Genomic DNA, 23,472 nt, shown 5'->3' on the forward strand with positions numbered 1-23,472 from the left:
TGCGAAAGCACCTGAAAGCATACGAAAATGACGGGGTGAACGCCAGCCCGATCGACGAGCAGCTGCCGGCCGGTCGCCGCCGTGACCGGATCGCCGACCTGGTCGGTCGGCGCGGCTTCATCCGCACCGCCGAGCTCGCCCGCGAATTCCGCCTCTCCGAGGTGACGATCCGCACCGACCTCGAGAGTCTCGCCTCCGACGGTCTGCTCTCACGCGTGCACGGGGGTGCGCTGTCTCTCGACCGGCCGGTCGTCGAGCGCCCGTTCGAAGAAGAGAGCTCGGTCGGCATCGAGGCCAAGCGGGCCATCGGGGTGACCGCCGCCTCCTTGGTCCGGTCGGGCGACTGCGTCGTCATCGACGTCGGCACGACGACCACCCAGATCGCCCTCGCGCTGCTCGAGCGAGACGACCTCGACGACGTCGTGGTCGTGACCAACGGTCTGACCATCGCGCTCGCGCTCGAGCAGGCGGTGCCGCGCTTCACGGTGATCGTGTCGGGTGGCACGCTCAGGCCGTTGCAGCACTCGCTGGTCAATCCGCTCGCGACCAGCGTGTTCGCGAGCATCACGGCCGACGTGGCCTTCATCGGCTGCACCGGCGTCGACGCCGCGCACGGGGCGACCAACGTGAACCTGCCCGAGACCGATCTGAAGCGGCTGATGACGCAGACCGCGCGGCGGTCGTATCTGGTGGCCGACGGGGCGAAGCTGGGGGAGGCGCATCTCGGCGTCATCGCTCCCCTCGACACCTTCGAGGCGCTCGTGACGGCCGGGGCGTCGGGTGCTCAGATCAGCGGACTCCGAGGTGCGGGTCTCACAGTGATCGAGGCCGATCGGGACGACGACGACGCGGCCGAGCGTGACGATGGCGGCCATCACCGCGACGGCCATCGACGCGAGGGCGATCACAGCCTCGAGCGTGACGAGACAGGAGACGCGACATGACCGAGCCATCCAGCGAGGGCCCCCGACCGGCGACCATCCATCCGCCCACGGGTGCGCAATACCGCCTGTCGCTCGACGAGGCCGGGCACGAGGTCGGCGCGATCGTGACCGAGGTCGCGGCGGGCATCCGGGCGCTGTCGGTCGACGGGCAGGCGCTCACCGAGACCTTCGCCGAAGACGAGACCCCGCCGTCCGCCTGCGGCATCACGCTGTTCCCGTGGCCGAACCGGGTCGACGGCGGCCGGTGGACCCTCGACGGCGTCGTGCAGCAGCTCGATCTCACCGAGCCCTCGAAGGGCAACGCGTCTCACGGCCTGCTGCGCTACACCGCCTACCGGCCCCTCGTGGTCGAGCGGCATGCGGTGACCCTCGGGGCGACCGTCCACCCGCAGCACGGGTTCCCGTTCCAGCTCGACCTGACCGTGCGGCACGAGCTGGTCGTCGACGGCATGCGGGTCACGCAGACCGTCGCGAACGTCGGTCGGGGTCGGGCGCCGTTCGCCGTCGGCGCCCATCCGTTCCTCCGGGTCGGCGACCACGACCCGGCGACGCTGCGGGTGACGCTCGATGCGGCGACCAGGTCCGAGGTCGACGACCGCAGCATCCCGACGGGTACGGCGCCGGTCGCCGGCACCGAGTACGACCTCACCGCCGGGCCGCTCGTCGGCGACCTCGATCTCGACACCGGGTACCGCGACATCGCTCCCGACGACGCCGGCATCCGCCGGACCCGCCTCACGGCCCCCGACGGCTGGGCCACCGAGCTCTGGCAAGACGAGGCCTTCCCGTTCGTGCAGGTCTTCACGCCTCGCAACTTCCCCCGCGGGGGAGTGAAGGGGCTCGCGGTCGCAGCCGAGCCGATGACGGCTCCCGCGAACGCCCTGGCGACGGGTGAGGGGCTCGTCTGGCTCGACGAAGGCGAGACCTGGTCGGCCCGGTGGGGCATTCGGCGGACCCGCGGTTGACCCCGATCCGCTGAGCGGCTGTCCTGTTTGCGCACTCTCGCGCAGATCGTTTCTTTGTATAGAAAAGCGCGATACCGTGAATCGTCCGGCTGGTTACCGGACGACAGTCGCCGGGTAACGCAGGCGGCCGCTCTTTTCCTGATCCGAATGGCGGCCCCGCCCGCCCGGTGCATCGTGCCCCCGGTCTCCACGCCCCGTGCGTCGGAGCCGGGGGCGCGGTCCGTCACGGATGCGGGGGCACTGCGCCGAGGCGTGTCGCGGTGGACGGAGCGCCGTGCTCGACGCCGGAGAAGAGTGGGCCCCATGGGGCTCGAACCCATGACCCGCGGATTAAAAGTCCGATGCTCTACCAACTGAGCTAGAGGCCCTCATCGACAACAATACGGGATCATGCGCGGCGCCGTCGTCGCTCGGACGACCCGCCGGGGGAGTGAGTGTCAGGGGTCGCGCCTATCGTTGAGGCGATGCCAAGAGACTTCCACCGCCCCACCCAGTTCTCCGGCGCCGAGTTCGAGGCCTTCCAAGGCGGAGACGACCCGGCGACGATTAACCGCGTCGCCCACGAGTCGGCCGCGGCGCTCGTCGCCCGCGTCAAAGACGACCCGTCGCCCGAGATCCTCGACCGCCTCGTCAGCTACACCGACCTGCACGGCATCGATGCGGTCGCCGAGCTGTGGGCTCACGCGGGGGCCCACACCCTGCCCGGCGCCCTCTGGCGCATCTACCTCGTGCGGGCGGTCATCCGGCAGAACCCGGCCGACATCACGTTCCTCTTCGAGCGCGGCGTCGAGTCGTCGTCGACCATCGACCCCATCGTCGCGGGCGCCCCGGCGCCGGCCAGCCCGGAGGAGATCCTCGAACTCGCCGACCTCATCCTCCGCGGCGTGTTCGTCGGCGACTTCGCGACGGCGCTCGAGCGCGGGGCGGCGTTCTGCCGCCTCGCCTCCGCCGGGGCCACGAATCTCGCAGACGACCACGACTCCATCGGCTCCGACCACGCCTCCGACCTGACCCGCCGGGCGCTGCGGCTCTCCGAGCTCGCCGTCGACCTCGTGGCCTGCGCCCACCTCTGGCGCACCGACAGCCTCGACTGACCCCTGCCTCGCGCCACCCGCCCGACGCAAGTCGGCGGGTGCATCAGGTCGCGGATTTCGCACCCGGCGAACGTCGAGGCGGATGCCCGAGACAGCGGGTAACATCGACTCTCGCCGGGCCGCAGTAACCCCGGGCTCCAAATTTAGCCGCTTCGAGCGGCCTCGCGCCGAGAGGCGTTTCTGCGGCCTGGCACCTCTTCCGGCTGAAGCCGACATCACCAGTCGTGCATCGCCCGCAAACTCGCCCAATCCGGCTGCGAGCTCGTGCCGAACCAAGAGTGTGAGAGCGCAAGCTCCTCCGCCGGTTCCGGTCTCCCTAAGACCGGGGTCAGCGGTCCGCTTCCTCCACGAGGCCCTCGGCGTGTTTACCATCCCAGGCGGTGCGCCTCGCGGAGGGAGCGGACACACTCCACGTCACCCGACGTGCTGTCCACAATCGCAGGCGCGAAGCGTCCTGCACGACCCGACGAGGCCGTCACGATCCAGTCGTGAACAGGTCCCTGAGAAGCGGACGGAGGTGAACCCTGACATGCTGAAGCTCGTGACCCGAGAGACCGAGATGCCCGACGCGGCGCAACCGTCGTCCCCCGACGAGCTGCTGCACAGGGTGGCCGACGGCGACCAGGTCGCCTTCGGAGAGCTGTACGACCAGACGGCGCCACGGGTGCTGGGTCTGATCAAGCGCCTCCTGAAAGACCACTCGCAATCCGAAGAGGTCGCCCAAGAGGTGTTCCTCGAGATCTGGCAGACGGCGTCGCGCTTCGACACGACCCGCGGCAGCGCCGCCAGCTGGATGCTCACCATGGCTCACCGGCGGGCGGTGGATCGCGTCCGCGCCTCGCAGGCCGGTCGTGACCGCGACCTCCGGATCGGCGTCCGCGACATGGCTCCCGAATACGACTCGGTCACCGAGTCGGTCGAGATCCGCATCGAGCACGAGCGCGTCGAACGGGCTCTGGCCCGATTGACCGAGCTCCAACGCCAAGCGGTCCAACTGGCCTACTACGGCGGCTACAGCCACAGTGAGGTGGCCACCATGCTGGGGGTGCCGATCGGCACCGTCAAAACACGACTCCGCGACGGAATGATCCGACTTCGCGACGAAATGGGGGTTGCCTCGTGAACGACCGCAACGAACCCACCGGCACCGATGGTGTCGGCGAAGCGACGGAGAACCTCTCCGGCGCCTACGTGCTCGACGCCCTCGGCGACGACGAGCGACACGCCTTCGAGGGACTCCTCGACGGCTCACCCGATCTGCAGAGAGAAGTGGCCGATTTGCGCGAGACAGCACTGTTGCTCGCTCACGCGGCACAGCCGGTAGCACCCTCGGCCGAGCTGCGGAGCTCGCTGATGGAGAAGATCGCCCGGACTCCCCAGCTGCCGCCGCTGCGGCAGCCCGAGGCCGAGACCGCCGGAGGCGCGGGTGACGAGCACGAGCGCGTCGAGCCCCAGCGTCGTCCCGTCCCCGAGATGGAGCCGACCGAGACCGAGGCGCGCATCCTGCGTCCGACCGGTGCTGCCGAGCGTCGCTGGTTCACCCGCCCCGCCGCGATCCTCGGCGCCGCCGCAGCCGCTGCCGGTCTGTTCTTCGGCGGAGGCGCCGTGATCTCCGCAGTCAGCGGCCCGGGCCAGTCGCAGGAGGCGACGGCCTCGGCTCTCGACGAGATCTACGCCGCGTCCGACTTCCAGCGCACGGTGGCCGAGGTCAGCACGGGCGGGACGGCCACGCTCGTCTGGTCGAACGAGCTGCAGCGCAGCGCGATCGTCGCCGACGGTCTCGAGTCGCTGCCCGGCGACCGCACCTACGAGCTCTGGTACATCGGCGACGACGGCCCCGTCCCGGCGGGCACCTTCGACACGACGACCGACTCGGCCGTCACGCAGGTGCTCAAGGGCGAGATGTCGCCCGGCGACGTCGTCGGCGTCACGATCGAGCCGGTCGGCGGCTCCGACCAGCCGACCACCGAGCCGATCGTGGCCCTGCCGAGCGCCTGACGCGACGCGACCCCGAGAACGACGAGAGGCGCCCCACCTGCTGGTGGGGCGCCTCCTCGGCTCTCCGGGGTTCTCGACCGGCTGGGGCCCGGACCGGCCGGGGGGATCGATCAACCGAAGCGGCCCGAGACGTAGTCCTCCGTCGCCTGCACGCTCGGCTTGGAGAACATCGTGGCGGTGTCGTCGTACTCGATGAGCTTGCCCGGCTTGCCCGTGCCGGCGATGTTGAAGAACGCCGTCTTGTCGCTGACACGGCTGGCCTGCTGCATGTTGTGGGTCACGATCACGATCGTGTACTCCTGCTTCAGCTCTTCGATGAGGTCTTCGATGGCGAGCGTCGAGATCGGGTCGAGGGCCGAGCAGGGCTCGTCCATCAGCACGACGTCGGGCGAGACCGCGATCGCGCGGGCGATGCAGAGACGCTGCTGCTGCCCGCCCGACAGACCCGAGCCGGGCTTGTCGAGGCGGTCCTTGACCTCGTTCCAGAGGTTGGCGCCCTGCAGCGACTTCTCGACCAGGCCGTCCTGGTCGCTCTTCGACATGCGGCGGTTGTTGAGCTTCACACCGGCGAGGACGTTGTCGCGGATGCTCATCGTCGGGAACGGGTTCGGGCGCTGGAAGACCATGCCGACCTGACGACGGACGAGCACCGGGTCGACGCCGGGGCTGTAGAGGTCGTTGCCGTCGATCAGGACCTCGCCGTCGACGTACGCCCCGGGGATCACCTCGTGCATGCGGTTCAGCGTGCGGAGGAACGTCGACTTGCCGCAGCCGGAGGGGCCGATGAAGGCCGTGACGGTGCGGGGCTCGATGGTGATGTTGACGTCTTCGACGGCCTTGAACTTGCTGTAGAAGACGTTGAGGTCACGGACCTCGATGCGCTTGGACATGGTTCCTCCGGGTGGTTCCTGGCCTAGCGGCCGAGCTTGGGTGCGAAGATTCGGGCGATCAGACGGGCGAGCAGGTTCAGCGCCATGACGATCAGGATGAGGGTGAGGGCCGAGGCCCACGCACGGTCGATGTAGGCGGCCGCGTCGGTGCCCTGGCTCACGTACGAGCTGTATGCGAAGACCGGCAGCGACTGCATGCGGCCGTCGAACAGGTTGTAGTTCATGCTCGCGGTGAAGCCGGCGGTGATCAGCAGCGGGGCGGTCTCGCCGATGATGCGCGCGATGGCGAGCATGACACCGGTCGTGATGCCGGCGATCGACGTGGGGAGGACCACCTTGAGGATGGTCAGCCACTTCGGCACGCCCAGTGCGTACGCCGCCTCGCGCAGTTCGTTCGGCACGAGCTTGAGCATCTCCTCCGTGCTGCGGACCACCACGGGGATCATCAGCACGGCCAGGGCGACGGAGCCGGCGGCGCCCATGCGGACGCCTTCGCCGAAGAAGATGACGAACAGGGCGTAGGCGAACAGACCCGCGACGATCGACGGGATGCCGGTCATGACGTCGACGAAGAAGGTGATCGCCCTGGCCAGACGGCCCGTGCCGTACTCGACGAGGTAGATCGCGGTCAGCAGGCCGATCGGCACCGAGATCACCGCGGCGAAGGCGGTCATCAGGACGGTGCCCACGATGGCGTGCAGGCCACCGCCTCCTGCGCCGACGACGTTGCGCATCGACTGGGTGAAGAAGTCGCCGTCGAAGCGACCGGAGCCGGCCGTGACGACCGTGATCAGCAGCGAGACGAGCGGGATGAGGGCGATGATGAACGCCGACCCGACCAGGGTCGTGACGACGCGGTCCTTGGCCCGGCGGATGCCCTCGACCTGCATGGCGACCACGAAGACCAGAGCCGCGTAGAGGACGGTGCCGAGGATGAGCGCGGGCACCCAGTTGAAGCCCTCGGTGACCCCGGCGGCCTGCAGCAGGGCGAAGACGACGCCCATGATGATCCAGCTGCCGATGAGGATGACGACGGGGGCGCCCTTGGGCAGGCGTCCGGTCGTCAGGGTGTTGACGGCCTGGCTCTCGCGACGCACGCCGCTCGTGGTGGGGGTGGTCGTGGCCATCAGTTCGCTCCCGAGAAGGCCTTGCGGCGGTTGATGACGAAGCGGGCGATCGAGTTGACGATCAGCGTGATGACGAACAGCACGAGGCCGGTCGCGATCAGGGTGTTGATGCCGATGTCGTGCGCCTCGGGGAACCTCAGCGCGATGTTCGCGGCGATGGTCGACGAGTTGGTGGACGTGAGGATCGCGGGGTTGATGACGAGCGCCGGCGACAGCACGAGGGCCACGGCCATCGTCTCGCCCAGGGCGCGCCCGAGACCGAGCATGGCGGCGGAGATGATGCCGGGGCGGCCGAACGGCAGGACGGCGATCTGGATCATCTCGAAGCGCGTGGCGCCGAGGGCCAGCGCGGCCTCTTCGTGCAGCACGGGCGTCTGGAGGAACACCTCGCGGCTGAGGGCGGTGATGATCGGCAGGATCATCACGGCGAGGACGATGGAGGCGGTGAGCAGCGTCCGTCCCGTGCCCGACACCGGGCCGGCGAAGATCGGGATCCACCCGAAGGTGTCGACCAGCCAGGTGTAGAACGGCTGGATCGCGGGGGCGAGGACGATGCTGCCCCAGAGGCCGAACACGACCGACGGCACGGCGGCCAGCAGATCGATGATGTAGCCGAGACCCTGCGCGAGGCGGCGGGGCGCGTAGTGCGAGATGAAGAGCGCGATGCCGATGGCGACCGGCAACGCCATGAGCAGGGCGAGGGCCGCCGCGTAGACCGTTCCGAACGCGAGGGGGCCGACGTACTGGAAGAACGAGTCGGGGAATCCCGAGAGCGAGATGTCGTCGGCGTTCGCGGTGAGCGCCGGAATGCTCTGGACGACGAGGAACAGCGCGACCGCGGCGAGGATCGCGAGGATCAGCCCGCCGGCGACGATCGTGCTGCCCGCGAAGATCCGATCGGCGGGACGACGCCGGGGTTTTGGCGCCTGGTGCGGCGCCGAGGTCGTAGCGGGGGCGGTCATCGGACGGATCCTCCGGGTGATCGGTGTTCGAGTCGAGCGGGGCGATTCAGGCAGACGGCCCGGGAACGCACGCGGTGCGCCCCCGGGCCTGTCGTGTGGTGCGGGTCGTTACTTGATCAGCTCGATCGCGGTGGCGACCTGGGTCGAGAGGTCGCTCGAGATGGGAGCCGAGCCGGCGGCCTCGGCCGCGACCTGCTGGCCCTCGTCGCTCGTGACGTAGCTCAGGTACGACTTGACCAGCTCGCCCTGCGCGGCGTCCTCGTAGGACTCGCACGCGATCAGGTAGCTGACGAGGACGATCGGGTAGACGCCGGCGGCATCGGAGGTGCGGTCGATCTCGATGGCGATGTCGCCCTCGGTGCGGCCCTCCTCCTCGGGGGAGGCGTCGACGATGGCCGCGGCGGCCTCGGGCGAGTAGCCGACGAACTCGTCGCCGACCTTGACCTTGGCGACACCGAGGTCACCGGCGCGCGAGGCGTCGGCGTAGCCGATGGTGCCGGTGCCGTTGGTGACCGCGTCGATGACACCGGAGGTGCCGGTGGCGCCCTCGCCGTCCTTCGTCGGCCAGACGCCGTCCGCCTCGGCCGTCCACACGTCGGGGGCGGTCTTGTTGAGGTAGTCGGTGAAGTTCTCGGTGGTGCCCGAGTCGTCGGCGCGGTGCACGGCCGTGATCGGCGTGCTGGGCAGGTCGACGCCGGGGTTGTCGGCGGCGATCTCGTCGGCGTCCCACGTGGTGATCGAGAGGTTGAAGATGCCGGCGATCGTGGCGGGCGACAGGTTCAGCTCGGTGATGCCGTCGAGGTTGAAGACGACGGCGATGGGCGAGACGTACGCCGGCAGCTCGACGATGCCGGTGTCGGGCGTGCAACCGGCGAAGGTGCTCGACGAGATCTCGTCGGTGGTGAACGCACGGTCCGAGCCGGCGAAGGCGGCCGCACCGGAGATGAAGCTCTCGCGCCCGCCACCCGAGCCCTGGGGGTCGTAGTTGACCGTGACGCCCTCGTTGGCCGTCTGGTAGCCGGCGACCCAGGACTCCTGCGCAGCCTGCTGCGACGAGGCGCCGATGCCGGAGATCGTGCCGGAGAGGTCGGAACCGCCCTCGGCGGAGCCGGCCGAGCCGCCTTCGTTCGTGGCGCAGGAGGCGAGGAGCATGGTGCCGACTGCGGCGATGGCGACGAGGCTGCCGGTGCGCTTGAAATTCAAGTGTGATTCCTTCTCGGGTGGTGACGACTGTGTTCTGAGACCGGGTTCCGGCCCCTGCGAGACGCTACGTCGACGGGTTAACCACGGTCGCCCGTCTCGGTGAACGGCAGGTTAACGGGCGGGGAACATCGGAGGCGTCCGCGGCGGCGCTCCGACGCGTTCCGCGCGCCAGGGTGTTGGTGTGCAGATCGCGACGGATCGGGGCCGAAACGGGGTGTTTCGACGAAGATGAGCGGCGTGTCGCGGCCGTCTGGTCGGGTTCAGCACGGCTGCAGCCGTCCGCGCAGTCGCGATTTGCTCGCGGGGCGCGGTCGCGATTTGCACAGGGGCGGGCGCGGTCGCGATTTGCACAGTCGTCGGGCGCCGCGCGCGGGCAGGGCGGCGCCGCGCGCGGGCCGGGCGGCGCAGCGTCAGGCGAGCGGGCCGTGCGTCTCGACGGCGACCAGCGAGGCGTCGGTGGTCGACACGTGCAGCACCGTGTACTCGCCCGGCGACAACGAGGAGGCGCGGCGCAGATCGAGCCGTTCGCCCCCCTTGGTCGCGAGCGCGATCTGACGGATCAGCTCGGGCAGCACGGGGCCGTGGCTGCAGAGCACCGCACTGGTGCGCTTCTTGAGACGTTTCGCGACGACGCTCGCGACGTCGTCGGAACCATTCTCGAAGGAGTCCTGGCTGATGGCGTCGGTCTGCTTGACGCCGACGCGGGTCAGAGTCGAGAGGGGCTCGAGCGTGGCCAGGCAGCGGGCGGCCGTGCTGCTGACGATCCGCTGCGGCGACCAGGCGGCGATCCCGGGGGCGATCGACTTGGCCTGCCGCCGACCGGCGGGGAGCAGCGGCCGCGTGGCGTCCGAACCGCTCCAGTCGCCGGGGGCGGTCGTCTTGGCATGACGCAGGGCGACGAGCGCGAAGGTGCGGGCGTGCTTCGCCGCGACGCGGTCGGCGAACCGGGCGAGCACGTCGGCGTCGCGCTCGTAGGTCAGCTTGGCGCGGGCCTTGTCGATGCCGACCCACTCGATGGCGCCGACCTCGCTGTTGGGTGTGAACTCGCCGGCGGCGACGAAGGCCTCGTCGGTGACCTCGGCGGCCCAGTAGTGCACGATCTTGTCGCGGCCGCCGGGCATGACGTACTCGACGTGCCCGAGGGGGGCGCCGAGGGCGACCCGATAGCCGGTCTCCTCTCGGATCTCGCGCACGGCCGCCTGCGGCGTCGACTCGCCGGGGTCGACCTTGCCCTTGGGCAGCGACACGTCGCCGTGATGATCGCGGTGGATCAGCAGCACCCGGGCCTTGCCGTCGACGAAGCGGAAGAGCACCGCGCCCGCGGCGACGACGGTCGTCGAGGCGACGGTCACCGGCTGCTCCGCTTGCGCTGGTTGATCTGCTTCATCAGCGCGTTCTGCAGGTCGACCAGCGGCCGGCCCGACTCGTCGCGCGCGTGCCTCGTCCACGTGCCGTCGGCCTCGAGCCACCACGAGGCGGTCTCGTCGCTCATGGCGCTCTCGAACAGCGACGCCACCTCGTCGAGGTGGTTCTGCTGGGTGAGGCGGACGAGCGCCTCGACGCGGCGGTCGAGGTTGCGGTGCATCATGTCGGCGCTGCCGATGAACAGCTGCGGGTCGCCGTCGTTCGCGAACCAGAAGAGCCTGGAGTGCTCGAGGTAGCGGCCGAGGATGGATCGGACCCGGATGGTCTCGCTCAGCCCCGGCTGCCCGGGCTTGATGGTGCAGATGCCCCGCACCCACACGTCGACCGGCACCCCGGCCTGGCTGGCCTTGTAGAGCGCGTCGATGATCTGCTCGTCGACGATCGAGTTGATCTTGATCTTGATGCCCGACGGGCGACCGGCCTGGGCGTTCTCGATCTCGTTCTGGATCTGCTTCAGCAGACCGCGGCGGAGATAGCGCGGCGCGACCAGCAGGCGCTTGAACTTCTTCTCGATGGCGTAGCCGGAGAAGCTCGTTGAACAGACGCGTGAGGTCTTTGCCGACCTGGTCGTCGGACGTGAACAGGCCCATGTCTTCGTAGATGCGGCTCGTCTTCGGGTTGTAGTTGCCCGTGCCGATGTGCGTGTAGTGCTTGAGCGTGCCCTTCTCCTGGCGGATGACCAGGGCGAGCTTGCAGTGCGTCTTCAAGCCGACGAGGCCGTAGACGACGTGCACGCCGGCCTTCTCGAGCTTGCGGGCCCAGGTGATGTTGTTCTGCTCGTCGAACCGGGCCTTGACCTCGACCAGCGCCAGCACCTGCTTGCCCGACTCGGCGGCATCGATCAGGGCCTCGATGATGGGCGAGTCGCCGCTGGTGCGGTACAGCGTCTGCTTGATGGCCAGCACGTTGGGGTCGGCGGCCGCCTGCTCGAGGAACGCCTGGACGCTCGTCGCGAACGACTCGTACGGGTGGTGCACGAGGATGTCCTGGCGGGCGATGCTGGCGAACATGTCGGGCTTCATGTTCGGCTCGGTCGGCTGCAGCTGCACGGCCGTGGTGGGCAGGTGCTTCGGGTACTTGAGGTCGGGGCGCGACATCCTGGTGATCTCGAACAGCCCGGCGAGGTCGAGCGGCGCGGGCAGCTTGTAGACCTCCTGGTCGGTCACGTCGAGCTCGCGTACGAGCAGCTCGAGCGTCACGGGATCCATGTCGTCGGTGATCTCGAGACGGATCGGGGGCCCGAAGCGACGACGCAGCAGCTCGCGCTCGAGGGCCTGGATGAGGTTCTCCGACTCGTCTTCGTCGACCTCGACGTCTTCGTTGCGGGTGACGCGGAACACGTGGTGCTCGACGACCTCCATGCCCGGGAACAGGTCTTGCAGGTGGTTCGCGATGAGGTCCTCGAGGGGGATGAACCGCACGCGCCCCGATTCGTCGTCGGGGAGCTGGACGAAGCGCGGCAGCATCTGCGGCACCTTGAGGCGCGCGAACTCCTGTCGCATCGTCTTCGGGTTGCGCACCCGGATGGAGAGGTTGAGCGACAGCCCGGAGATGTACGGGAACGGGTGCGCCGGGTCGACGGCGAGCGGCATCAGCACGGGGAAGATCTGCTCGGTGAAGATCTCGCGCATGCGCACGCGGTCGGCCTCTTCGAGGTCGGACCACTTCTCGACGTGGATGCCGGCCTCGTCGAGGTCGGGCTTGACGATGTCGAGGAACGCGCGCGCGTGCCGCTCTTGCAGCTCGTGCGCCTTGTTGCTGATGTCGGCGAGCACCTCGTTCGGACCGCGGCCGACGTTGGTCGGCACCGCCAGACCGGTCGCGATGCGACGCTTCAGACCGGCCACGCGGACCATGAAGAACTCGTCGAGGTTGCTCGCGAAGATCGCCAGGAAGTTCGCCCGCTCGAGCAGGGGGGTGCTCGGGTCTTCGGCGAGCTCGAGCACCCGCTGGTTGAACGAGAGCCAGCTGAGCTCGCGGTCGAGGTACCGCTCGGCGGGGAGGGTGCCGTCTTCGAAGCTGACGATCTCGTCGAAGTCGTCGAGGAAGTCGGGGGTGACGCCGGCGCCGTCGACTCGGGGTTCGCTGTCCATCGTCCTATCGTGCCACCGCCCGGGCCCCTCGCGACGCCGCTCAGGTAAACGGTGGATGACGAGGGCCGACGGGTGCCCTGAGGAGGAGCGGTGCGGGTGTCAGAGAGCGCCTCCCCGCAGTCGCGCGACCGACCGCCAGGTGATCGTCCGCCAGAGCCATTCGACCGGCCCGTACGACAGGCGGGTCAGCCACAGGCGGCTCGCCACGGCTTGCACGACGAGAAGCCCGAGGGCCAGCAGCAGCCCGGGGGTCGGGTCCGATCGCTCCGATGCGTCGACGCCCGGGACGAGCGCCACGAGGGATGCGATCACGATCGAGGCCGACAGGTAGTTCGTCAGGGCCATGCGCCCGAGTGCCTCGAAGGCGGCGGCGAGGACGCGTCGCACCGGTGTTCTCCAGAGCAGCGCGAACCCGGTGACGTACGCGACGGACAGGACCATGCCCACCGATTCCGCGACGAAGCCGTACGACAGCTCGGGGCCGAGGAGGAGCTGCAGGGCGGCGCCGGCTGCGCCCACCAGGGCTGAGACGGCGAACACCCGGACGACGCGTGGCCCGCCGCGCTCGAGGGCGGCGGGCAGCCCGAACGACGCCGAGGCCGAGCCGAGCGCCAGCAGGCCCGGGACGGTGGCCATCCCGCCGCCGACGGCGAAGCCGGCCGCCAGCAGCACGACCCCCGCCACGGCGACGATCACGCGGGGGGCGAGGATCGCGAGGGGCAGGATCAGTAGCCCGCCGACGGCGTAGATCCGCAGGACGTCGCCGGGGAACACGAGCGCGTGCAGCAGGCCCATGCCGAACAGGGCCCCGAGTCGGAGCAGCAGGGGCGGCCACGGCGACGAGCCCCGGCGCCGCGCCGACGACACGATCAGCTGCAGGCTGAGGCCGAAGAGGAAGCAGAAGATCGGGACGAAGCGCGACTCGACGAGCAGATCGAGTGCGGTGGCACCCACGCTCGGCCGCCAGTCGCCGGCCTCGAGGCCGTAGCCGAGCGTCGTCAGCGACCCCACGTTGGTCAGGAGGATGCCCGCGAGCGCGAAGCCCCGGATCGTGTCGACGAGCCGCCAGCGGGTCGACGGCGATGGCGAGGGAGGCGCGGTGACGAAGTCGAGAACTGGTCCGGTATGAGACATGTCACGATCCTGTCACCGCGCCTCCCGAACGACGTCGTCCCATCGGATGACATCGCCGGGGCGGTGTCGTCCGATGGGACGAGGGTGTTCGGGCTTACTTCTCCTCCTGCTTCAGCGCGAGGCCGAGAGCGAAGAACGTGGGCGCCCAGTGTCCGATGAAGATGCCCCAGCGGTCGGACTGCGCCTTGTCGGACGAGTCCTTGCCCTGCGAGGCGAGCCAGGCGACGAGCGCGATGACGATGGAGGCGAAGCCGCCCCAGTAGGCGTGCTTGCTCTGGACTCCGAGGTCCGAGACGAATTTGACGGGGTTCATGATGATCTCCTGTGCTGCGGTCGAGGCGGGGTCTGTTCCGGTCGACCTCAATCCACACCCTGCCGCTGAGAGCGCCATGGCAGATCGTCGTCCCCCTGGGGAGTAGGCGCCCTCGCACCCGTCAGCGGCCCGATCTGTACCCCGTCCTGTACCCCTTGCCGGGGCGAGGGCCCGATGTCCGAGCTAGGCCCAGCCGCCGACGTACCCCTCGACGTCGGGTTCGTCGACGAGTCTCACCACGGAGGGGCTGCAGCGCACGACGGTCTCGTGCAGTGCATCCGAGCCCCAGCGTCGACCTCTGATCGCCGCTCGCCGGGAGCTGACGGTGAGGAGGGTCGCACCCTCGTCGTCGACGTAGACGATCGCCCCGGGCCCGCGTCCGTCCAGCTCGGCGACGGCCCGGCGCAGCTCGCCGTCGCGCACCCGCACCGGTGCGTCGGCGACCACCACGTCGACCCTGACCCGGTCGAGCCGACGCCCGTCGACCGCCAGCCCCGCGTCGCCGCCGACCACAGGCGCACCGACCGGCGCCCCGCCCGGCGCCCCGCCCGGCGCCCCGACGACCGACGCCTCGGGCACCTCCGCCAGGATCGAGTCCAGGCAGACGAACCGCGCCGCCTCGCCTCCCGTGAGCGGCCCGTGCAGGGCGACGTCGGCGTGCGGCCCGCGCAGCGCCCGGCCGCGGGACCCGGGGGCGGGCACGAGATCGGCGAGCAGCAGGGCCTCGGCGTTCTTCGCCCGTTGTCGATCGGCCAGGTCGCGGCCCGACCACTCCGGCCCGTCGTGCCAGGCCACGGCCGATGGCACGTGCGCCAGCACACCGCCCGCGAGCCAGGCGCGGTAGGCCCACTCCCAGTCCTCGCCGCCGTAGCGGGTGAACGTCTCGTCGTAGCCGCCGGTGTCGGCGAACAGGTCGGCCGAGCAGGCGGTGACCGCGCCGATCACGAAGCGGTACGAGCGGTCGTCGGCGTCGAGCAGATCTCGCGAGTCGGCGTACGCGCGGCGGAGCCAGGCCGGCTCGTCCAGTTCGAGTGCGGGGGCGACCTGCTCGACCCGTGCCTCCTCGGGGGCCCGATCGAGCGCTGCATGACGTCGGCGACCGGCCGCGACGACGTCGGAGGCGAGGGCGGGCAGACGGGTCAGCTCGCGGACGTAGTCGGGCTCGGGCGCGGTGTCGGCGTCGAGGAAGCACAGCACGTCGCCGTCGGCCACCGAGGCGCCGAGGTTGCGGGCGGCGGCGAGGCGGAAGCCGCGGTCCTCTTGCACGACGAGTCGCACCCCGTCGGGCACGCGCGGCGTCTCGGGCGACCCGTCGTCGACCACCACCACCTCGAGCCGCGAGGTCGGATGGGTCTGTCGGGCGAGGGCGAGCAGCGTGCGGTCGAGCTGCGCCTGCTGCCGGTAGTGCGCCACGACGACCGTGACCGAGGGAGGCGCGGGTGGCGTCACCCCGTCGAGGAGGTCCCAGCGGTTCCCCGGCAGGGCGCGCCCCCTCCCGGGACGGGGCGTCGGGCCCGTCACGGGGCGACCTCGCCCCACCACGCCAGGTGCGCCGCGGCGGTGTCGTCGAGCGTGGGGGCCAGAGAGGTGCCGGCCGGAAGCGCCGTCGACCGCGGGTCGCGGTGCGCGGCGAGCAGTGCGGCCGCCAGGGCGCCGTCGGACTCGGGGTCGTACAGGGCGATGCTGCCGGGCCGGAGGGCGTCCATCTCGCGGGTGTACCGGGTGTCGGCGACCACGGCCCGACGACCCTGCTCGGCCCAGTCGAGCAGCGAGCGGGACGCCGACCAGTGGCGGTGCGCCACGAGGGGCACGACGGGTGCGTGGAACGCGGCGGCGTAGGCCTCGTCTCCGAGGCGCCCCGTCACCTCGAAGCGGACGCCGACCGCCGTCGCGGCCGACGCCAGCGCGTCGACGTCGCGCTCGTGACCGGCAGACGGCCCGCCGAGGGCCACGACCGTCGCCGATGCCGCCTCGCCCCGGCGCACCAGGTCGCCGCAGGCCGCGATCGCGTCGTCGTGCCCCTTGCCCGGATAGACGTAGCCGGCGATGACGACGCGCAGCTCGGACGGGTCGGCCGCAGGAGGCGCGGATGCGGCATCCACGCCCCACCCCGCCGATCCCGCCGACACCGCCGCCGCGAACGGCGCGCCCGGTCGCGTCCCGAGCGGGGCGACCAGCACGCGGGGGAGAGCGTCGTCGACGTGCTCGGCCAGCAGCGACCGCTCGTGCTCGCTGCTCACGACGACGCCGTGGGCGGCCCGCGCCATGCGGCGGTACGCGGCGGCGCGCCGGTGCACGGCGGTCTCGCCGTCCGACGGCTGGGGGAGGTCGTGCAGGGTCACCGTCAGCGAGGTGAGGGCGGCCAGCCGTTCGATCCGATCGGCCGCGTCTTCGAGACTCGACCCGAACAGCTTGTCCGTCACGTGCAGATGGACCCGGGCGGGGCGCTCGTCGGCGACGAGGGTCTCGGCGAGCTCGGCCGTCGCGACATCGCGACGCCGCACCGCCGGGTCGGCCTGGATCAGCGAAGCGGCGACGTCGGACGCGTAGGCCGTCACGCCGTGAGAGGACGGGCCGACGACGATGCAGAGTGGGGTGGGCACGCGTCGGACGTTACACGCGGCAGCACCCGCGCCCGAGCGCCTGCCGAGGCCCCTGTGGAGAACACGGACAGCACGCACCCGATCGGCCTCCCTGGGAGTACGTTCCACAGGTGGCCCGAGTCGTCGTCGACGATCGGGCGCCGAGAAGCGGAGGAAGCATGACGCGCCCCTTGCGCGTCGTCGCCGTCCCCGCCTCGCACCCCTACGTGCGTCGGGTGACCGCCGACGACGCGATCACACTCCACGACGACCCGCGCCCCGACGGCGCCGCGCCGGGCGTCTGGTGGCCCCCGGTGGTGCTCGACGCGGCCTGGATCCGCGCCCACGCCGACGAGGCCGACCTGCTGCACATCCACTTCGGCACCGAGTCGTTCGACGTCGCCCACCTCGTGGACGCCGTCGACGCGGCCCACGCCGTCGGCTGGCCCGTCGTCCAGACCGTCCACGACCTCGACCACCCGCAGCTCGCCGACGCCGACCAGGGCCGCTACGTCGCCCAGCTCGACGCCCTGCTGCCCCGCGTCGACGCGGTTCTGACCCTGACCGAGGGCGCCGCGGCCGAGATCGCGCGCCGCTGGGGAGTGGAGGCCGTCGTCGTGCCGCACCCGCGCCTCCTCGGCCCCGAGTCCACCGCCGACACCGCCGACACCGCTCCCATCGGCTTCGCCGCCGAGGGGAGGGTCGTCGGCCTGCATCTGAAGGACCTCCGGCCCGGTGTGGACGGGCCGAGCGCCACGACGGCGCTCGTCGCGGCCCTCGACCTCCTCCGCGCCCGCGGGCACGCCGTCACGGGCGAGGTGCGCCTGCACCGCTCCGTCCGCGACCCCGCCGCCCGCGACGAGGTCCGACGCCTCTGCGCCGCCTCCGACGCGGTCGTCCTCGTCGAGCACGACCGCCTCGACGACACCGCGCTCGCCGCAGGGCTCGCCCGCCTCGACGCCTGCGTGCTGCCCTACCGGCACGGCACCCACTCGGGCTGGCTCGAGCTCTGCTGGGACCTCGGCGTGCCCGTCGTCGCACCCGACACCGGGCACTACGCCGACCAGCACGACGACCCGACCGTCGCCTCCGCCCGGTTCGCCGCCGACGGCTCGGCGCTCGCCGACGCCCTCGACGGGGTGCTCCGGGCGGGTGCCCGCCCCGGCACGACGCATCGACGTGACATCATCACCGCACGATCGGCCGAACGCGACCGGGTCGACAGTGATGTCGTCCGCTCCCACCTGGCCGTCTACCGCGCCGCCCTGGCGCGTCCCCGAGCTCGGCCGGCACCGTCGGATCCCATGATCCAGCCCGCCCGACGACCCGCCCCGCCCGCCGAGAGGACTCCTGCGTGACACCGCCACGACCCTTGCGCATCGCCACCATCGCCCCCCTCCGGTTCCCGATCCGACAGCCGCACGCCGGCGGCGTCGAGTCGGCCCTGTGGAACGAGGTCGCGACCCTCCGTCGACGCGGTCACCACGTCGACCTCGTCGCCCCGCGCGGCTCGGACTTCATGACCGACGGCCCCGCCGAGTACGTCATGCCCGCGGTCGCCTGGGCTGATGGCGAGATCGCCGCAGACGACACCTACCCGGCCGGTTACCTCGACGACGCGCTTCCCCGTCTCGACGCCGCCCTCGACCGCATCCGCCGTCACGCCGACGAGTACGACGTGGTCGTCAACCACTGCCTGCACGGTCTCCCTCTCGAGCGGGCCGGATCGCTCGGGGTCCCGGTCGTCTCGACCCTGCACACGCCCGTCATCCCCGAGCTGCTCGCCGCCGACCGCGCGTCGGTCGGCGGTCGCAGCACGTTCCTGTCGGTCAGCCGCCACACGGCCGACGAGTGGTCGGCCGTGGGCGTCGACTCGGTCGTGCTGCCGAACGGCGTCGACGAGTCGCTCTGGCCTCAGGGGCCGGGAGGCGCGGGTCTCGTGTGGTTCGGACGTCTCGTCCCCGAGAAGGGCACCCACCTCGCGATCGAGGCCGCGCGCCTCCTCGACCTGCCCCTGACGATCGTCGGTCGCATCGGCGACCAGGCCTACTTCGACCGCTTCGTCGCGCCCGCGCTCGGCGACCGGGTCGCCTACGTCGGGCCTCTCGGGCAGGCCGAGCTGGCTGACCTCGTCGGTCGGAGCGCCTGCTCGCTCACGACCCCGGTCTGGGCCGAGCCGTTCGGGCTCGTCGTGCCCGAGGCGCTCATGACGGGCACCCCCGTCGCCGCGCACGACGTGGGGGGCGTGACCGAGATCGCCCGTGGTTCCGTCGGGATCACCACCGTCCCCCTGGGCGACCCGGCCGCGTTGGCCGTCGCCGCCCGGGACCTCATCGAGGCGTCGCGCATGCCCGGGGGGCGCGACGACATCCGCGCCAGCACCATCGCGCGCTTCTCCCTCGGAGCCCGGGTCGACCGCCTCGAGGAGGTGCTGCGCGCGACTGTGCGCCGCGAGGGTCTCCGCCGCGAGGGTCTCGATCACGACGCGCTCGAGGTCGACGCGCTCGAAGCCGACGCGTCGGACGCGTCGCACGCCGAGCGGCCCGAGGAGGCCGCGTGAGCCGACCCGTCGTCGGCTGGTACCTGCACCACCACGGAGGAGGGCACGTCGCACGGTTCCGTGCCGTCCGCCCGCAGGTCGACGCCGACGTCGTGGTGTTCAGCTCGCGCCCCGCGCCCGACGACCTGCCCGCCGACACCCGCTGGACGACCCTCCCGCTCGACGCGGGGGTCGAGATCGACGGGGCCGGGCGTGAGCTCGATCCCGCCGGGGCCGACCCGACGGCGGACGGCGTGCTGCACTGGGCGCCGCTGGGTCATCGGGGTCATCGCGACCGGCTCGCGGCGATCGCCGAGACCGTCGCCCGCGAGCGGATCGACGCGATGGTCGTCGACGTCTCGGTCGAGGTCGGACTGCTCGCGCGCCTCCTCGGCGTCCCGGTCGTGCTGTTCACCCAGCCCGGTGATCGCGACGACGAGCCGCACGCCCTGATCGAACGCCTCGCCGCCGCGATCATCGCGCCCTGGCCGCGCGAGCTCATGGAGCCGGCGCATCTCGCCGCCCATCGCGACCTCGTCGCCTACACCGGCGGCGTCAGCCGGCATGACCGCCGCGCGGCGGCTCGTGAGCCTGCGGCCGGGTCCGACGGCACCCGCGTGCTCGTCCTCGCGGGAGGCGGCGGACACGATGTCACCGCCGACGACATCGAGGAGGCGCGCGCCGCCACCCCGGGAACGCACTGGACGGTGCTCGGGGTCGACGGCGTCGACGGGCGGCCGTCCGTCGTGGTCGACGACCCGTGGCCGGCCCTGAACCGGGCCGACGTGGTCGTCACCTGGGCGGGGCAGAACGCCGTGGCCGACATCGCCGCCGCGGGCGCCCGCGCGATCGTCGTGCCGCAGGCGAGGCCCTTCGGCGAGCAGATCGCCACCGCGACCGCACTCGACCGAGCGGGGCTCGCCGTCGTCGAGCAGGTCTGGCCGACGGCCGAGCGGTGGCCCGAGGTCATCGCGCGCGCTCTCGACCTCGAGCCCGACTGGGCGCGGTGGGGCACGGCCGGCGCCGCCCGACGGGCCGCCGACGTCATCGAGCGCGTCGCCGGCTCGGAGCAGCAGCCCGGTCGGCACGTCGCCGTCGTCACCCTCTGCTCGGCCGCCCGACTCGACCACCTGCGGCATCAGCTCGCGGCCGTCGTGCGCGATGCCGCCTCGCCCGAGCCCGAGCCCGAGCCCGAGCCCGAGTCCGAGCCCGAGCTCGGACCCGAGCCCGTTCCCGGACCCGCCGGCGCGTCGGCCCCGTCACGGTCGACGGCTCCGCGCGTGTCCACCGTCGTGGTCTGGCTCGACGACGATCCCGCCCCGAGCGATCTGGGCGTCGACCTCGTGGTGCACATGCCGCCGGCCTCCGAGGGCTTTCGACTCGCGGCCGCGCGCAACGCCGGGGCCGACGCCGCGGTGGGGCTCGGCGCCGACCTCGTGGTGTTCCTCGACGCCGACTGCGTGCCCTCGCCCTCGCTGGTCTCCCGCTACGTCGACGCCGCCCGCGCCGAACCCGACGCGGTGCTCTGCGGCCCCGTCACGTACCTCGCACCCGGCGTCGACGTCGACGACCCGGCCGTGCTCGCCGACCTGACCGCTCCGCACGCGGCTCGACCTGCGCCTCCTGCGGGGCTGCTGGCCCGGGCCGGCGACGGCGAGTACGCCCTGTTCTGGTCGCTCTCGTTCGCGCTCACGGCACGCGCCTGGCGCTCCGGTCCGCGCTTCGACGAGCGCTACGTCGGCTACGGCGGCGAGGACACCGACTTCGCCTTCGCGTTCCGCCGGGCGGGTCGGCCGCTCGTCTGGGTCGGCGGGGCCGACGCGTACCACCAGCACCACCCGACCTCGTCGCCCCCGTGGCAGCACCTCGACGACGTGCTCCGCAACGGGCGGCTCTTCGCCGAGCAGTGGGGGGAGTGGCCGATGACCGGCTGGCTCGAGGCCTTCGCCCGCGGGGGAGCGGTGCGGCGCATCGGCGACGGCTGGGAGCGCGTGCCCGAGTGGGACGGCTCGACCCGGCCCGGTGCGTGAGCCCGCTCAGCGCGTGAGCGTGCAACGCGTGAGCCCGCTCAGCGCGTGAGCGTGTACTGCACGTCGACCGCGTGGTCGGTGAATCCGCGCGCCGCGTACAGGCGGAGCGCCGCCGTGTTGTCGCCCTCGACGTAGAGGGCCGCCGTGCCGACGCCCTTCTCGGCGAGGCGGGCCATGCCGGCGTCGACCACCGCGCCTCCCAGGCCCTCGCCCTGGTGATCGGGGGAGACCCCGACCGCGTAGAACTCGCCCGGCTGACCGGTCTCGACCTTGAGCCAGCAGAATGCGATCAGCTCGTCGCCGCGCCAGAGCAGCACGAAGTCGTCGGCGTCGAACCACGGGTCGGCGCGGCGGGCGTCGAGATCGCCCTGGTCGAGCGAGCCCTGCTCGGGGTGATCGGCGAACGCACGGGCGTTGAGTTCGAGCCAGGCCGTGTCGTCGACACCGGGGCGGAAGGCCGCGACGCGGTCGCCGTCGGACAGACGGGGTGCGCGCGAGGCCACCGGGGCCCGCTGCTGCAGCAGTCGGCGGGTCTCGACGGCGCCGAAGCGTGAGCCGAGCGCCCGTGCGCCGGGCAGGTCGCCGTGCGCCCAGAAGGCGATCGGGCCGGTCGTCTCGTCGAGCACCGTCTGCACGAGTCGCGCACCGAGACCACGGCGGCGGTGCTCGGGGTGCACGGCCAGCTCGGCCTCGCCCTCACGGACGATCGCCGCCGCCTGGCCGTCGCCCAGCACCCGGGCCTCGCCCGAGCGCAGCTCGACGAGCGACTGGTCGTTGAACGGGGGGCTCCCGTCGGTCGTCGCGGCCGCGGACGCCAGGGCCAGCACGTCGGCGATCCGGCCCGGACCGCCCGTGCCGCTCGTTCCGTCGGAGGCGGCCGAGGAGGCGCGGGTCGACCCGCCGGGATCGCTCACGGTCAGGCCCCCGGCGCGACGTTGTCGTCGTCGTACACGTTGAACCGGTAGCCGACGTTGCGCACGGTGCCGATCAGCGACTCGAGGTCGCCGAGCTTGGCGCGGAGACGGCGGACGTGCACGTCGACCGTGCGGGTGCCGCCGAAGTAGTCGTAGCCCCAGACCTCGCTGAGCAGCTGCTCGCGCGTGAAGACCCGGGAGGGGTGCGTCGCGAAGAACCGGAGCAGCTCGAACTCCTTGAAGGTGAGGTCGAGCGGGCGGCCGTGCACCTTGGCCGAGTAGCTCGCCTCGTCGATGACGACACCCGACGCGTGGATCTTCGACCCGGTCTGCGACTGGGCGAGACGCCCCGTGACGAGTCGGATGCGAGCGTCGACCTCGGCGGGGCCGGCACCCTCGAGGATGACGTCGTCGACGCCCCACTCGGCGTTGACCGCGGTGAGCCCGCCCTCGGTGAGCACGAGCACGATCGGCACGGTGACGCCCGTCGTGCGGAGGATCTTGCAGAGCGACTTGGCGCTCGCGAGATCGGCCCGCGCGTCGACGAAGATCAGATCGCTGGATGGCGCGTTCACCAGTTGCGCGGGTTCGGCGGGGATCTGGCGGGTACGGTGACTGAGGAGTGCGAGCGCGGGGAGGACGTCGGGCCCGCCTGCCGAGGTCAGTACCAAGAGCTGCGCCACACGACCTCCAGTGAATGTACTGTCGAGCAGTCTAAAACATGAGCCCGGCCCATCCCGACCACCCGATGCTAGGGCAGGTCTCGAACGGAGAACGACGAAGTGGCAGATCCCCTGACCCCCAGCGCGGTCGACACGGCGCGGCTCAAGCCGTTGACGATCATCCCCGTGTGGCTCGCCGCCGTCGTCGCGGCCGTGCTCATCGTCGTCGTCGCCCCGCGCGACGAGGCGTTCACCTGGCTCTCCCTCTCACTGGGCGGTCTGATCGTCCTGACGTTCGTGCTGCAGCTCGCGGCGAGTCAGAAGGACGGTTTGGTGTCGCGCACGATGCTGGCCCTCTGCGGCAGCCTCGTCGTGCTCGCCATGGCGACCCTGGTGGTGGCCGTCACCGGCTGACCCGCGCGCGGCCGCCCAGGGCGGCGCGCCTGCCGATGCCCCGAGGGTCTGCTGAGGCCCTCCCGATGTCGGTGGTCGGCGGGTAGGGTTGCCCGCATGGATTCCTTGCTCGCTCTCGAGTTGTTCTTCGTCGGCCTCCTCGCCCTGGCGTCCCTCGGCATCGGGTTCGTGTCGGTCGTCGTG

The 23,472-nt window shown here is 71.5% G+C and carries 20 protein-coding genes, 1 tRNA gene and 1 pseudogene; 9 read left to right on the top strand and 13 right to left on the bottom strand.

The annotated features are described in order from the left end of the window. The first annotated feature begins 35 nt into the window (after positions 1-35). Positions 36-944, top strand: coding sequence for a DeoR/GlpR family DNA-binding transcription regulator (locus tag ACZZY9_RS10860; protein WP_463464069.1), 909 nt, complete (start codon positions 36-38; stop codon positions 942-944). Continuing rightward, a complete protein-coding gene (locus tag ACZZY9_RS10865; protein WP_463464070.1) occupies positions 941-1,909 on the top strand; it encodes an aldose 1-epimerase family protein in 969 nt (322 codons plus the stop codon). The genes ACZZY9_RS10860 and ACZZY9_RS10865 overlap by 4 nt, the downstream gene beginning before the upstream one ends. 295 nt (positions 1,910-2,204) lie before the next feature. On the opposite strand, the gene ACZZY9_RS10870 is transcribed toward ACZZY9_RS10865, so the two are convergent. Beyond that, a tRNA-Lys gene (locus ACZZY9_RS10870) sits at positions 2,205-2,277 on the bottom strand. A gap of 96 nt (positions 2,278-2,373) precedes the next feature. Between ACZZY9_RS10870 and ACZZY9_RS10875 the strand changes: the two genes are divergently transcribed. From ACZZY9_RS10875 to ACZZY9_RS10885, 3 genes are all read left to right on the top strand, one after another. After that, positions 2,374-3,003: a DNA-directed RNA polymerase subunit beta gene (locus tag ACZZY9_RS10875; RefSeq protein WP_192061310.1), complete on the top strand. Its 630-nt coding sequence runs from the start codon at positions 2,374-2,376 to the stop codon at positions 3,001-3,003. A gap of 529 nt (positions 3,004-3,532) precedes the next feature. Continuing rightward, the gene (locus ACZZY9_RS10880) at positions 3,533-4,126 is read left to right on the top strand and encodes a sigma-70 family RNA polymerase sigma factor (protein WP_463464071.1); all 594 of its coding nucleotides are present in this window, start codon (positions 3,533-3,535) and stop codon (positions 4,124-4,126) included. Continuing rightward, positions 4,123-5,001, top strand: a complete 879-nt coding sequence (locus ACZZY9_RS10885) for an anti-sigma factor (RefSeq protein WP_463464072.1) — start codon at positions 4,123-4,125, stop codon at positions 4,999-5,001. Before ACZZY9_RS10880 ends, ACZZY9_RS10885 begins: the two co-directional genes overlap by 4 nt. Before the next feature lie 110 nt (positions 5,002-5,111). Here the strand turns inward: ACZZY9_RS10885 and pstB are convergent, their stop codons facing one another. From pstB to ACZZY9_RS10935, 10 genes and pseudogenes are all read right to left on the bottom strand, one after another. Further along, a complete protein-coding gene (gene pstB / locus ACZZY9_RS10890) occupies positions 5,112-5,891 on the bottom strand; it encodes a phosphate ABC transporter ATP-binding protein PstB (protein WP_192061313.1) in 780 nt (259 codons plus the stop codon). 23 nt (positions 5,892-5,914) lie between these two features. Then, positions 5,915-7,018, bottom strand: coding sequence for a phosphate ABC transporter permease PstA (gene pstA, locus ACZZY9_RS10895; protein ID WP_463464073.1), 1,104 nt, complete (start codon positions 7,016-7,018; stop codon positions 5,915-5,917). Then, complete coding sequence (pstC, locus tag ACZZY9_RS10900; RefSeq protein ID WP_463464074.1) at positions 7,018-7,980, bottom strand: phosphate ABC transporter permease subunit PstC; 963 nt, start codon at positions 7,978-7,980, stop codon at positions 7,018-7,020. Before pstC ends, pstA begins: the two co-directional genes overlap by 1 nt. A gap of 108 nt (positions 7,981-8,088) precedes the next feature. Further along, the gene (locus ACZZY9_RS10905) at positions 8,089-9,183 is read right to left on the bottom strand and encodes a phosphate ABC transporter substrate-binding protein PstS (RefSeq protein WP_463464075.1); all 1,095 of its coding nucleotides are present in this window, start codon (positions 9,181-9,183) and stop codon (positions 8,089-8,091) included. 410 nt (positions 9,184-9,593) lie between these two features. Continuing rightward, complete coding sequence (locus ACZZY9_RS10910; RefSeq protein WP_463464076.1) at positions 9,594-10,631, bottom strand: NUDIX hydrolase; 1,038 nt, start codon at positions 10,629-10,631, stop codon at positions 9,594-9,596. After that, positions 10,532-12,701, bottom strand: a pseudogene (locus tag ACZZY9_RS10915) (RNA degradosome polyphosphate kinase). The gene ACZZY9_RS10910 and the pseudogene ACZZY9_RS10915 overlap by 100 nt, the downstream one beginning before the upstream one ends. Before the next feature lie 99 nt (positions 12,702-12,800). Then, positions 12,801-13,835: a DUF418 domain-containing protein gene (locus tag ACZZY9_RS10920; RefSeq protein WP_463464077.1), complete on the bottom strand. Its 1,035-nt coding sequence runs from the start codon at positions 13,833-13,835 to the stop codon at positions 12,801-12,803. Between the two features lie 94 nt (positions 13,836-13,929). Further along, the gene (locus ACZZY9_RS10925) at positions 13,930-14,148 is read right to left on the bottom strand and encodes a hypothetical protein (protein ID WP_192061319.1); all 219 of its coding nucleotides are present in this window, start codon (positions 14,146-14,148) and stop codon (positions 13,930-13,932) included. Between the two features lie 183 nt (positions 14,149-14,331). Continuing rightward, a complete protein-coding gene (locus ACZZY9_RS10930; RefSeq protein ID WP_463464078.1) occupies positions 14,332-15,669 on the bottom strand; it encodes a glycosyltransferase family 2 protein in 1,338 nt (445 codons plus the stop codon). After that, a complete protein-coding gene (locus tag ACZZY9_RS10935; protein ID WP_463464079.1) occupies positions 15,666-16,751 on the bottom strand; it encodes a hypothetical protein in 1,086 nt (361 codons plus the stop codon). The genes ACZZY9_RS10930 and ACZZY9_RS10935 overlap by 4 nt, the downstream gene beginning before the upstream one ends. Positions 16,752-16,909: 158 nt before the next feature. Here ACZZY9_RS10935 and ACZZY9_RS10940 point away from each other — a divergent pair, with 158 nt between their 5' ends. Genes ACZZY9_RS10940 through ACZZY9_RS10950 form a run of 3 tightly spaced genes read left to right on the top strand, consistent with a single transcriptional unit; the run spans position 16,910 to position 21,299 of the window. After that, positions 16,910-18,088: a glycosyltransferase gene (locus ACZZY9_RS10940; RefSeq protein WP_463464080.1), complete on the top strand. Its 1,179-nt coding sequence runs from the start codon at positions 16,910-16,912 to the stop codon at positions 18,086-18,088. After that, positions 18,085-19,290, top strand: coding sequence for a glycosyltransferase (locus tag ACZZY9_RS10945; protein WP_463464081.1), 1,206 nt, complete (start codon positions 18,085-18,087; stop codon positions 19,288-19,290). Before ACZZY9_RS10940 ends, ACZZY9_RS10945 begins: the two co-directional genes overlap by 4 nt. After that, entirely contained in the window at positions 19,287-21,299 is a 2,013-nt protein-coding gene (locus ACZZY9_RS10950; RefSeq protein WP_463464082.1) for a glycosyltransferase, read from the top strand. The genes ACZZY9_RS10945 and ACZZY9_RS10950 overlap by 4 nt, the downstream gene beginning before the upstream one ends. A gap of 38 nt (positions 21,300-21,337) precedes the next feature. Here ACZZY9_RS10950 and mshD read toward each other — a convergent pair whose 3' ends face one another. Both mshD and ACZZY9_RS10960 read right to left on the bottom strand, forming a co-directional pair. Next, complete coding sequence (gene mshD / locus ACZZY9_RS10955) at positions 21,338-22,213, bottom strand: mycothiol synthase (protein ID WP_463464083.1); 876 nt, start codon at positions 22,211-22,213, stop codon at positions 21,338-21,340. 2 nt (positions 22,214-22,215) lie between these two features. Then, a complete protein-coding gene (locus ACZZY9_RS10960; RefSeq protein WP_192061324.1) occupies positions 22,216-22,896 on the bottom strand; it encodes a winged helix-turn-helix domain-containing protein in 681 nt (226 codons plus the stop codon). 99 nt (positions 22,897-22,995) lie between these two features. Between ACZZY9_RS10960 and ACZZY9_RS10965 the strand changes: the two genes are divergently transcribed. Then, complete coding sequence (locus ACZZY9_RS10965) at positions 22,996-23,289, top strand: hypothetical protein (RefSeq protein ID WP_463464084.1); 294 nt, start codon at positions 22,996-22,998, stop codon at positions 23,287-23,289. The last annotated feature ends 183 nt before the right edge of the window (positions 23,290-23,472 follow it).

Source organism: Frigoribacterium sp. AC394 (genome assembly GCF_979258095.1).

Bases quoted from the DNA above. Each gene is read 5' to 3' on its own strand.
- ACZZY9_RS10865 (WP_463464070.1), top strand. From the start codon at position 941: ATGACCGAGCCATCCAGCGAGGGCCCCCGACCGGCGACCATCCATCCG.
- ACZZY9_RS10875 (WP_192061310.1), top strand. From the start codon at position 2,374: ATGCCAAGAGACTTCCACCGCCCCACCCAGTTCTCCGGCGCCGAGTTC.
- ACZZY9_RS10880 (WP_463464071.1), top strand. From the start codon at position 3,533: ATGCTGAAGCTCGTGACCCGAGAGACCGAGATGCCCGACGCGGCGCAA.
- pstB (WP_192061313.1), bottom strand. From the start codon at position 5,891: ATGTCCAAGCGCATCGAGGTCCGTGACCTCAACGTCTTCTACAGCAAG.
- pstA (WP_463464073.1), bottom strand. From the start codon at position 7,018: ATGGCCACGACCACCCCCACCACGAGCGGCGTGCGTCGCGAGAGCCAG.
- pstC (WP_463464074.1), bottom strand. From the start codon at position 7,980: ATGACCGCCCCCGCTACGACCTCGGCGCCGCACCAGGCGCCAAAACCC.
- ACZZY9_RS10920 (WP_463464077.1), bottom strand. From the start codon at position 13,835: ATGTCTCATACCGGACCAGTTCTCGACTTCGTCACCGCGCCTCCCTCG.
- ACZZY9_RS10925 (WP_192061319.1), bottom strand. From the start codon at position 14,148: ATGAACCCCGTCAAATTCGTCTCGGACCTCGGAGTCCAGAGCAAGCAC.
- ACZZY9_RS10940 (WP_463464080.1), top strand. From the start codon at position 16,910: ATGACGCGCCCCTTGCGCGTCGTCGCCGTCCCCGCCTCGCACCCCTAC.